This is a genomic window from Marinimicrobium sp. LS-A18 (assembly GCF_000463525.1).
Taxonomy (GTDB): Bacteria; Pseudomonadota; Gammaproteobacteria; order Pseudomonadales; family Cellvibrionaceae; genus Marinimicrobium; species Marinimicrobium koreense.
On the sequence record NZ_AWEP01000006.1, the window covers coordinates 959,722 to 971,382 of the forward strand.

At 57.1% G+C, this 11,661-nt stretch carries 7 protein-coding genes; 5 read left to right on the plus strand and 2 right to left on the minus strand.

Going from position 1 to position 11,661, the window contains the following annotated elements:
• Positions 1-66: 66 nt before the first annotated feature.
• The 5 genes from N645_RS0115195 to N645_RS0115215 all read left to right on the plus strand — a co-directional run bounded on the left by N645_RS0115195 (position 67) and on the right by N645_RS0115215 (position 7,763).
• On the plus strand, positions 67-1,638 hold the full coding sequence (locus N645_RS0115195; protein WP_238559270.1) for a tryptophan halogenase family protein: 1,572 nt from the start codon (positions 67-69) through the stop codon (positions 1,636-1,638).
• Positions 1,631-3,073 carry a tryptophan 7-halogenase gene (locus N645_RS0115200; protein ID WP_024462369.1) on the plus strand — a complete coding sequence of 481 codons (1,443 nt, stop codon included), beginning with the start codon at positions 1,631-1,633 and terminating at the stop codon, positions 3,071-3,073. Before N645_RS0115195 ends, N645_RS0115200 begins: the two co-directional genes overlap by 8 nt.
• A gap of 18 nt (positions 3,074-3,091) precedes the next feature.
• The gene (locus tag N645_RS0115205; RefSeq protein WP_202960806.1) at positions 3,092-4,606 is read left to right on the plus strand and encodes a tryptophan halogenase family protein; all 1,515 of its coding nucleotides are present in this window, start codon (positions 3,092-3,094) and stop codon (positions 4,604-4,606) included.
• Positions 4,607-4,674: 68 nt separating this feature from the next.
• A complete protein-coding gene (locus N645_RS0115210; protein ID WP_024462371.1) occupies positions 4,675-5,871 on the plus strand; it encodes a hypothetical protein in 1,197 nt (398 codons plus the stop codon).
• 254 nt (positions 5,872-6,125) lie between these two features.
• A complete protein-coding gene (locus tag N645_RS0115215; RefSeq protein ID WP_024462372.1) occupies positions 6,126-7,763 on the plus strand; it encodes a glycoside hydrolase in 1,638 nt (545 codons plus the stop codon).
• Positions 7,764-7,773: 10 nt separating this feature from the next.
• On the opposite strand, the gene N645_RS0115220 is transcribed toward N645_RS0115215, so the two are convergent.
• Together N645_RS0115220 and N645_RS0115225 are read right to left on the minus strand one after the other, a co-directional pair.
• Positions 7,774-8,775, minus strand: a complete 1,002-nt coding sequence (locus N645_RS0115220) for a glycoside hydrolase family 43 protein (RefSeq protein WP_024462373.1) — start codon at positions 8,773-8,775, stop codon at positions 7,774-7,776.
• A gap of 99 nt (positions 8,776-8,874) precedes the next feature.
• Entirely contained in the window at positions 8,875-11,484 is a 2,610-nt protein-coding gene (locus N645_RS0115225) for a LamG-like jellyroll fold domain-containing protein (protein WP_081666223.1), read from the minus strand.
• Between the last annotated feature and the right edge of the window lie 177 nt (positions 11,485-11,661).

Consider the following 11,661-nt stretch of genomic DNA (forward strand, 5'->3'; position numbering starts at 1 on the left):
AAAGGCGCAACCTTAATCGGTTGCGCCTTTTTTTATGGTTTGCTCAGGCTCTGCTGAGTCGGGATAATGCCGGTATTGAATAATAATCGCAGTGAGGCAATCAGCATGACGGTAGGGCCCCAGCGTATTGTCATCGTGGGCGGCGGGACGGCGGGCTGGATGAGCGCGGCGGCATTGGCACGGTTGCTACCCTCCCGGGTAAGCCTGCAACTGATTGAGTCCGAGCAGATCGGCACCGTCGGTGTCGGTGAGGCTACGATTCCACACATCCGCTATTTCAACGCGTTGTTGGGCATTGATGAGCGCGAGTTCATTCACGCGACTCAGGCGACCTACAAGCTGGCCATTGAATTTGTTGGCTGGGGACGCGAGACCAGCCGTTATCTGCATCCCTTCAGTGCGTTTGGCGGTGATATCGACGGCATCGACTTCCATCATTACTGGTTGCGCACCCGGGATGAGTGGCCCGAGCTTAACCTGGATGCATTTTCTCTGGCGGCACAGGCCGCCCGGCTCGGCCGTTTTGCGCCGCCGCCCGAGCACTCTGAATTCGGCTATGGTTATGCGTTCCACCTGGATGCTTCCCGCTACGCAGGGTATCTGCGTGCGTATGCGGAGCAGCGTGGTGTTACCCGCACCGAAGGTCGGATACAGTCGGTTATTCCGCGCGAGTCTGATGGTGGTGTTGCGGCGCTCACCCTGGAGTCCGGAGAGCGCATCGAGGGCGATCTGTTTATTGACTGCTCCGGCTTTCGTTCGCTGTTACTGGGGCAGACACTGGGTGTGCCATTCAACAGCTGGAAGCACTGGCTCCCCTGTGACCGGGCCGTGGCGATCGCCAGTGGTGCGCTTTCAGAGCCGCCATCGTTCACGCGCTCGACGGCTACCACCACCGGGTGGCAATGGCGTATCCCTTTGCAAGAGCGGACCGGTAATGGCCAGGTATACGACAGTCGGTCCATCAGTGACGATGAGGCTTGCGCCCAATTGATTGGCTCGCTCAATGGCGCACCTCAGAGCGACCCCAACCTGATTCGCTTTGAGGCGGGGGCGAGGGCGCGCAGTTGGGATAAAAACGTCATTGCCATTGGGCTATCCAGCGGCTTTCTGGAACCGTTGGAGTCCACCAGTATCTACCTGATTCAAATGGCCATTTTCAAACTGGTGGAATTCTTCCCCAATGGCGAAAGTGGCGCGGTGGGGCGCGAGGCGTTCAACCGCTGGATGAGTCTGGAGTATGAGCGGGTTCGGGACTTCATCATTCTGCACTATCACCTCAATCAACGCGAAGACTCGGAATTCTGGCAGGACTGTGCCCACATGTCGGTACCCGAGGGGCTGCAGCGCAAAATCGCCCTGTTCAAGGAGTCCGCGACAATCGAGTTTTACGATCAGGGATTGTTTGCGCCCCCCAGTTGGCTCGCCGTTTATCTGGGGCAGGGACTGAATCCCGAGGCGATTGACCCTCGGGTCGCCCAGCAACCGGTTGCCTCGCTCAAGGGGCCGCTGGAGCAGTTGGCGAACCACCTGAATCGCACTGCCCAGGCCCTGCCTCTGCATCGGGAGGTGCTGGCTCGTGGAGGTGCGGCACCCAGTGCGGCGGCTCCCATGAGTCTGTACGGAGGCCGCTATGGATAAGGCCAACCTGGAGCACCTTGTGGTCGTGGGTAACGGACTGGTCGCCGCCGGGACGGTGGTGACACTGGCACGGTTTCTCTCCCGCTATGGCGCTCGTGTGACCTGGATTCGCACGGGCGAAGACGATGTTTCACCCGTGGAAGTCGCTCAGCCGCCTTTTCTGGAGTGGCTGGCGATGGTCGGGGTGCCGGAACGGGACCTGATGGTTCGCGCCCAGGGACTGTTTTCTCTCGGAGTCTTGGGCCAGGGGACCAAGGGCGAATTCTTCATGCCCTATGGCCGCCATGGAATCCCGGCCGCGCCGGCCAGTTTCGAGCATGAGTTTTTCCGGGCCTACGCCCCGAACGAGCAGGCCCGTTTTAATGAGCATTTCTTGGCTACCCAGGCGGCGCGACGGGGGCGGTTTGATTTCCCGGTCAATGATCCTCGCTCGGTCAAATCCACGTTGCGCTACGGGATGAACCTCGACAAAGGCGCAATGCGAACGCTGTTGGCCGAGTATGCGGATTCTCTGGGCGTGTCTGCGGTACGCTGCACCCGGTTGAGCGTCGAAGCGGATCCGCAGTTCGGCATTCAGCGTTTACGCCTGGATGATGACGAGTCGTTGCAGGGCGATTTTTACCTGGACGCGACGGGCGACGAGGCGTTACTGATTGGGCAGGGTTTGGGCGTGCCTCTGGAGGAGGCGCCCGCGTTGTGGTCGCACCAGTGGGTGGGCCGGGGTGGCCCATCGTTGGACTGGATGCCCTACAGCACGCTCACTCAACAGGACTGGGGCTGGCAACGCGCGGCAGATACTCAGCAAAGCGGGGTCGTGGAGCAATGGGTATCGCCGGGTGAGGCTGCCGAGCAAGCCACGGCAAAAATGCAATCCCAAGACTGCGATTGGGTGAAATATCCGCTGCAGTGGGGGCAGCGCGAAACGCCCTGGCGGCATAACTGCCTGGCCCTGGGCCGGGCGGCGGGACAGCCCGGGGAACTGCTCTGTTCGGAGTGGCATCGTGCCTGTCAGTCACTCCTGCTATGGCTCGAGCTGTTGCCGGATGTGGCCGGCCGGCCCGCGCTTCGTAGCGAATTCAATCGACGGGACCGGGCGCTGTTTGAAAGCTGGCGGGAACTGCACGAATTGCTGATCCTCGCTGATGACCCCCGATCAGAGGCGGTGACCGAATCGCTGCGCTGGCGCCTTCAGGTGTTTGAATCCTTTGGCCGGCTCTGGCACCGGGATCAGGAGCCCCTGCCGGATGAAACCCAGTTGGCATTGCTGATCGGGCTGGGCTGGTGTTCCGCCTCGGCGGACAATCTGCTTGCGGAGGCGTCGCCGGACGACTTGCGGCGCAAGCATCAACGTATCTATGACACACTGGTGTCGGCTGCCGAACGCATGCCGACCCTGAAACAGGTGATTCAACACCACTGCCCGGCAGTGGTGTGATTGACAGAGGTAATGACGATGGACAACCGTGTTCGTAAAGTGATGATCGTCGGTGGTGGCACCGCCGGCTGGATGGCCGCAGCGGCAATGGCCAAGGTTCTGAAGAACCAGTACTGCGACATCCAATTGGTGGAGTCGGACTCGATCGGCACGGTCGGCGTAGGGGAAGCGACCATCCCCCAGATTCAGCTGTTCAACCAGATGCTCGGCCTGGATGAGAATGAATTCATCCGACGCACCCAGGGAACCTTCAAGTTGGGGATTCAGTTCGTCAACTGGGGGCACATTGGCGAGCGTTATCTTCATGCGTTTGGTGAAGTCGGCAAGGATATGGAGGGCGTGCAGTTTTACCACTACTGGCTAAAACTGTTCCAGGCCGGCGAAGCCCCCAATATCGACGCCTACACGCTGAACTGTCAGGCGGTCGAACAGGGGCGGTTCATGCGTCCGGTGGATGCGGGGAATTCGCCCTTATCCCGCATTGCCTATGCATTTCACTTTGATGCGGCCCGCTACGCGATGTTCCTGCGAGACTATGCCATGGAACGCGGAGTGCGTCGTCGGGAAGGCAAAATCGAGCGGGTATCGCTCCGTCCGGATGACGGGTTTATCGAATCAATTACCCTGGATGACGGTGAAACCCTGGAAGCCGATCTGTTTATCGATTGCTCCGGCTTCAGGGGGCTGCTGATCGAGCAGGCACTGAAAACAGGCTACGAGGAGTGGTCGCGCTGGCTGCCCTGCGATCGCGCGGTGGCCGTCCCATGCGCTAAAGTGGCGGAGCCGGTGCCCTATACTCGCTCCACCGCTCATTCGGCGGGCTGGCAGTGGCGAATTCCCCTGCAGCATCGCACCGGCAACGGCCATGTTTATTGCAGTCAATTTATCAGTGACGATGAAGCGGCGGATACCCTGTTGAAGAACCTGGATGGTGAGCCGCTGGCGGATCCGAAGTTCATTCGCTTCACCACCGGAAAACGCTTGAAATTCTGGAATAAAAACTGTGTGGCACTGGGGCTGGCCAGTGGTTTTATGGAGCCGTTGGAGTCCACCAGCATTCATCTGGTGCAGTCCGGGATCGCCAAATTGATGAGCCTGTTTCCAAACCGGAATTTTGATCAGGAAGATATCGACGAATACAACCGCCAAGTGGATTTCGAATATACCCGCATCCGGGACTTCCTGATCGCCCACTATCACGTAACCCAGCGCAACGACTCCGAGTTCTGGAATTACTGTCGGACCATGGATGTACCCGATACCCTGAAACAGAAAATGAATCACTATCGGAAAAACGGTCGCATCTTCCGCACCAATGAAGAACTGTTCAACGAGACCAGTTGGCTGGAGGTGATGCACGGTCAGGGCCTGAAGGCGGAAGGCTACCACCCGATTGTGGATACTCTGTCGAAAGATGAAATTGCCCGACGCCTGGAGAGTATTCGCAATGTGATCAACAAATCCGTGGAATACATGCCCATGCACTCGGAATTTATCGCCAAACACTGCGCAGCGCCCGCCAACACCGAGTAGGTCGGATTCGCCCCGCAGGGGCGTAATCCGACAACTTTTAATCTCACCAATAACAGCAAAAGGCCATCATGAAATCCCTCGCTCCCCTTTCCATATTATTTGTCACTCTATTGGGCCCGGCGGCCCACGCCCAATTCGTCGATCACTTTGAGGGCAATGAAATACACCCCGACTGGCAGTACTTCACCGGCGACGGTGACGCGCGCCTGAACTTTGTCCCGCTCGACGGCCATGCACGCATGGAAATCGATGCCACCGATGATCAGCACAACGTCTGGTGGTCCATCATCAAACGCAATGTCGCACCGCATCTGGATATGGAGAAACTCGCCAGCCCCGACTACGAGCTGCGCATTGAGGCGCGTATCCGCGTCAGTGATGCGCCGCGGCGGGTGAACTTCATGATCAATACCCAACGCACCACGGATTTTCATCAACACCTGCGGGAATACGACATTCCCAATACCACCGAGTGGCACACCATCAGCATGACTACTGAAGGGCTGGATGCCGTGCCGGGCGACGACCTGAATGTCCAGCTCAGCGCCACTGATTGGGGGCCCGGCAAGTACCATGTGGACGTGGACTACTACCGTGCCGACGTAGTGCGGGCGGCCGATGCCGAGGCGGATGTGGGAGAACCGCTGGTGTACCATCCGCCCATCCGGACACTGGATACCTTCACCCAGCACCGCCCCGCCGCTCACGACGTTGTCCTGAACCGCGATTATCCGATGGTCAACTTTGATGGTTGGCATACAGAGGAGAAGGAAGCGAAAGTCCCCGTCTCGACGGTCAGCGCAAACCAGTGGTTGCTGTTACGCTGGGATCTGTCGGCACTGAAGAGCGCTGATGCCGACGGGACGGGCGTATTGGAGCTCACCACCCAGTCGGTACACAAGGGAGGGAACTACGTCGCCGCCTATGAGGAAGATCTGGGCGTGGAGTTCGATAAAATCCGGGTGTTCGAAGTCATGGGCGGCCCGAAGCAATGGGATCAGAAAGAACTCACCTTCCAGGGGTTCGTGCGCGGAGAGCCGTTGGAAACCCTGGTCAACGGCCAGATGGTGTTTGACGTAGAGCCGGCCGCGGAGCGCGGAGGAAAAACCCACATAACCCTGTCACGACCAGTCATGCAGCGTCTGCTGGATGGCACCACCAAAGGGCTGCTGATCCGTCCGCTCGGCGCTTTGGAGGCCACCTTCTACGACAGTCAGGCGGAAGACCCGAAACTAGCCCCCACCTTGTACTTCAATCTGCAGTAAGTACTGACGGCGCATTGTCGGATTACGCCCCTGCGGGGCTAATCCGACCTACTCGTAGAATGAAAACCACCCAGCAGCCCAGTAGGTCGGATTAGGCCAGAGGCCGTAATCCGACAAGTCACAAAACTCAATGTCGTCTTCAACCGTTTGGTGCTAATTGAGTTTTGAGGCATCAGCCCTCTAGGTCCTGAGTGATTGGCATATCCTCCCACTCTAAGTAGTATGGCAATATTTGGCGGCTCAGAGATCTCCTTATGAAGACCTGTTTACTGGTGGTTGGTGTGCTCGCAAGCAGTGTGCTCGGAGCGCTAGCAGATAACACAACAGTTGAAAATAGTAGCGTCATCGACCTGACGGTAGATTTCAGTCGCGAATATCAAACGATAGAACATTTTGGCGCTTCTGATGCGTGGTCTATAAACCCCACGATCAAGCAGTGGTTGCAACGCGACGACCATGCCAGTATCGATCGGCTCGCTGACCTGCTTTTCTCGACCTCGGAGGGCATCGGCTTATCCGCATGGCGGTTCAACATTGGGGCGGGAAGTACCGAGCAAGGTGTTGAAAGTCAAATACCGGACCCGTTGCGAAGAGCGGAGCTACTGATTCCGGCACCGGGATCCAAAGTCGACTCCACCAAGCAAGCGGGCCAAGTGCATTTCTTGAGAGAAGCGCGCGAGCGTGGGGTATCCGATTTTGTAGCCTTCGTGAACAGCCCTCCGGTCTGGGCCACCAAGAACGGACTGGCCCATCCCGGAGGTCCAGAAAGTCGCCTTGAGGTGGGCTCCACTAATCTTAAACTGGAGGAGGTCAATAGCTTCTCGGCTTTTTTGGTCGAGGTTCTTGCGTACCTGCGCGGTGCGGAAGTGGGTGTTCCGGTCAATTACATCAGCCCGGTCAATGAGCCCACTTGGGAGTGGGAGGGCCAGACGCAGGAAGCGAACCGATACAACATGGATGACTTAAAGACGGTTTACATCAGTTTGCATGAGGCGCTGAAACAGTCGGGCTTGGATCAAGCGGTCAAAATCGACGGGGCGGAAGTGGTGGAGTATGCCGCGGCCCTGAGCGATGAAGTTAAAGTCCGCTTCGACGGTTCAGCGTATACCGGTGGAATGAACAACAGCGGCGAGGGCCTGTACCGGAACTATATCCACGAGCTGCTCGGTGACCCGAAGATGAGCGCGGCCCTGGGAAGCCATTTGTCAATGCATGGGTATTTTTCCGATGCCTGGGAAAATCGGATGGGAAAGCTGAGGGATATGACCTGGGAGAACCTGCAGGCGGCCTCTCCTGGTGCGAAGGTCTGGATGAGCGAGTTCTGCATACTCGGTGACACTGGTGATGTGAGGTCCTTCGGCGGCAGTGGCTTCGATGTGGATGATATGGATTACGCGCTGCATGTGGGCAAGGTGATTCACCGTGACCTGACGCGCCTGAACGCTTCGGCATGGCACTGGTGGCTGGCATTAACCCCGTATGATTATAAAGATGGCCTGCTGAAAATCGACAAAAGCCTGGATAGCGATTCGCTACAGACATCCAAGGTCATGTGGACGCTGGGGAACTACAGCCGCTTTATACGCCCGGGTTATCGCCGGGTGGCTCTGCCCGGCGTCGACGATCTGGACGGTGTGTTGGCGTCCGCCTATAAAAGCGGGGATGAAGAGCAGATTGTCATCGTGGCCATCAATGCCGGTGACAATAGCCAAAGTGTGAAGCTCGCGGTGGATAATTTGCCGGACGGCAGGGGCCTTGGCCCCTATACCGTCCATATAACGAATGCTGAAAGGGCACTTCAGGAGTCCGGTTCGGCCGAAACGTCGTACACCATTCCAGCACGCAGCACGGTCACTCTGGTGGCCCCCATTATTGAGGGTACCACCTTGTAACTGGCCTGATTCATTGCCCGACCGTAAAGTCCTTGTTTTTCTCGGCGGTCTGGAGCCGGTTATACTCGCTTTCGGTCAGGGTGAGCACGGAGCCGTGACGGACCGGGTGAAAGGGGAACGTCATATTGTTGCCATCCTCGAAATTGCCACTACTTAAGTCATCAGTCTGGAATTCCTGGTAGCCCTTGCCCTGGCTGTAAAAGTCCAGAAGGAGATTCCATTGAGCGGGCTGGCCGGCTTCGGAAGGTTCGGTCACAAAGGCCGTTGGGCCCTCATAGCCTTGTAGGGCGCTGAGCGAAAAGCCCTCAACAGTGCGCCAGTCTGTCATCAGGTGCTTGCTGCGCTCCATGGTGATGTTCTTCTGGGCTTCGTCTTTGCTGAAACGGTAGTAGATCCCATCCTCGTTGATAATGGTGGTGTCGATAACCGTGTGGGGCTTCTCTATGTAGATAAAGGGGTCGCTGAAATTCTTGAAGTCTTCGGTATGGGCGGCCCAAATACGGTGCTTGGCGAAGTTGTCATCCGAGGTTTTGGAGGCCCAGAATACCATGTACCGGTCGTTCTCCTCATCGTAAACCGCTTCGGGAGCCCAGGTGCACCCGGCGTTGTCCGGGGCGACCTTGACGAGGCGGGGTTCGGACCAGTCAACTAGATTGTCCGACTCCCAAACCACAATCGACTGACTGGCATTGGTCTGAGCCCGGCCCCAGTCGGGGTTGAGATGAATCGACAGGTCAGTGGCGATAAGATAGAAGGTGTCATCTTCGGGTGAGCGGATGATGTAGGGATCGCGTACACCCTTTTCCCCCACGGTGCTGACGAGGACCGGATTCTCGCCGTTGAGGGCGTTCCAGTCTCTGCCGTTTTCGCTGGTCATGAAGTAGACCTGTTCGGTCATGGGAGTGCTTTCGCCTCGAAAAGTGACAAAGAGGTATCCGCCAATATCCTCGTCGCTTGAGCAGGCGGCGGTTCCGAGGCAAAGAGCCAATGCGATAAAAAGATACTTTTTCATGTTACTACCTGGAGTTTTGTGCTGAGGAAAGTAAAAAATCCCCGAAGGCCACGACGGCTACGGGGATTGCGATTGTGTACCTAACTAGGCCGGTTCAAGTTATTGTGGTGTTACTACAACGTCTTCAATATAGAAGTGTTCGCCACCATCAATGGAGGATCCGGAAAACCGGATCTTGAAGCTAGAGGCCATGAACTCAGATGCCGTAATGGTTGTTTGGTAGTAATGCCAGGTTTGTTCCGGAGCGGTGTTACCCAGTTCTACATGGTCCACCCAAGTGCTGCCGTTGAAGATTTTAAGGGTGACGTTATCATTGGCGTCGATGTTGTGGTCGCGATACCAGAACTGGATATGTATTGACGTTTTACCCGAAGCGTCAACGTCTATGGAGGTCAGCTCGCCAGCGTTCATACCAGCATGCGCAGAGGATGAGCCTGACACCCACTCAGAAGAGTCAATCTCCCAACCGTTCGCGCTGGCCCAATTGCTGAAATCACTCTCAAAACTGTCTTCAAGTGACGCAGTGGCAGAGTTTCCCGCTGCATACAGGTCAGCCACTTCCGTTTTCTCCAGCGCGTAATCATAGAGTCTGAAGTCATCGATAACACCGCTGAATAGGGGGTCCGGCCACTGGCTGTTGCCGATGTAGTTCCGCTGTTCGCCACCCCCGCTGAACAGGTCGGAGGGGTTCGCGAAGATGTGACCGGCAACCTGTGGCTCGCCATCAACATACAGCATGGCCGTATTGCCGCGAAGCGTGACGGCAACATGCACCCACTGATTGGTCGGCAGAGCGGCGGTTACCAGACTTTCCTCCTCGGTATTGCCTTCGGTGGTGATGGCGAAGCTCATCATGCCGGCACTGTTTGACGGGGTCAGAAACATATAGGTGCCGGTATCAATGCCGAAGTCGAAGATGCGTTGCCAGGCACTGCCGCCATCCCAGAAAACCCAGGTGGCAAGGGTAATATCATCGCTGTTGGCGACGTCCGAGGGCAGCTCTAGGTAGTCATCGGAGCCATCCAGTTCAATCGCCTGCCCAACCTGGCCGGAGGTGTAGGTGGGCGATCCGTAGGGCGTTGCGTTGTTGTTGGTGGTGCTGTCGTTCACGTCGTTCTCGAACTGATATTGGGCGACTAGTGAACCAGGGTTGGCCGGCTCAGCCGAGACAAAAGACCACTGTTGGTTCTGACTTCCCGTATAACTCCATTGGTGGACGTTGTCGCTGGCGGAGTCCGCTTCCATATACAGGTTGCTGTGTCCGTTGTGCAGATAGAAATAGCCATCACCCGTGGGCTCGATCCACCAGTGTTGGAGGACGTTGTCGCCCGCCCCCCATTGGCGAACATTTCCTCCCTCGGCGGTCGACCAATCGGCGACTTCGGCGGTGATGCCGCTGTTGACATTGACCAGGCCATGATAACCATCCCGGTTGCGATAGATATCCCACTTCTGGTGCGCGGCATCCGCGTCGGTGGCGGTGCGAATGTTGTCGCCGTCAGTGGTGCCGGACGCTTCGACTTCGAGCACCTTTCCTGTCGCGCGGTTGATGATTTTCCAGCGATAGCCGTCGAGGGCCGGAATATCCGGTGAGACATTAATATTGAAATAGCCACCCTGTTGATCCAGCCAAGTGGGCATCATGAATTCTCGAACCGGGCCAACGCCGTTGAAGTAAAGGTCCTGGTCACTGGAAATGAAACGATAGGAGTGCTTTGGCCCGTGGCGTTCAAAGCTGCCGGCAAAGCCGTAGACCTTGCCGTCGGGAGCCCGGTAAACGCCGGCGGCCGAGGAGTTACCCCGGTTCTCCGCATAACCCAGGCGGGACCCTTGCACGGCGTTGACGAGCACACCGCGTGAACGATAGGCCGCCCCCCACCAGATGCCACCCTGCAGACCGTACTCGGCGCCCATCAGAACCTCGGCCATGCTGTGAAGCTCGGGGTTATAGGCGATGTCCCCCTGATTTTGTACATACTGGATGAAGTTGATGTAGTCGTCGGCACTGCCGGCCAGCTGGTGAAGCGTGCCGTGAGTGGTTGGCCCCGAGACGGGGTCGTACCAGGTCTGGGCGGCGCAACTGCAGAGGGTGCTAGCTGCGTGGTGTTCGGTGCCCTGAAAGTTAGGGCTGTCCACGGCGAGCGCCATGATTTCGGAGAGGGTCTGGGTTGTGCCCATTCCGTCCCAGTAGTCAGGCTCGTTGAATATTTCCAGGGCATGGATGGGCTCGCCGATGTACTCCTGCGTAGCTTCCATCAGCGCCATCCATCGATCTGGAATGGCATTGCCATTGGCGTCCAGGTACCAACTGTCCGTACCGGCACCGGTGGCTGGGGTCAGCGCGATGGGCTTATTCCCGGCCCCCGCGTCGGCCGCGATCGTCAACTGCTCATCGATTCGAGACTTGGAGTTTGGCCCGATGTCGCCATTCGAGTCCAGAGGTTCGTCCATGAAGAAGTTCACGCGAACCACATCCGTTTCGTCATGGCCCATATGGTAGACCGTCTGCCGGACGTTATCGGCGCTCGGCCAAGCGGTGTCTACGCCCCAGTGGGTCATTGATTTGGTCTGGCCCATGCTGTCGTAGTCAAAAATCACGTCTTGAGCACAGACGGCAAAACTGGTCAGCCCAAGGAACGCCGAAACCAGTGCACAGACTGTTGTAATGAGGGGTGTTACTGCTTTTTTCCCCAGAGTCCTGTTATTCATAATTATGCCTCTTCAGGTTATAGCAATTGCGATGCGGTCTTAAGGATGGGTTAGTGCTTTATCTGGCACCCTCCTTCAATATGTCTTACTAATAATATATTAATAAGATATGTTAGAAAGTAGCAGATGCATAGGAAGAATCAAGCAAATTCCTTGGCGTTGGGCCACCAAACTGAG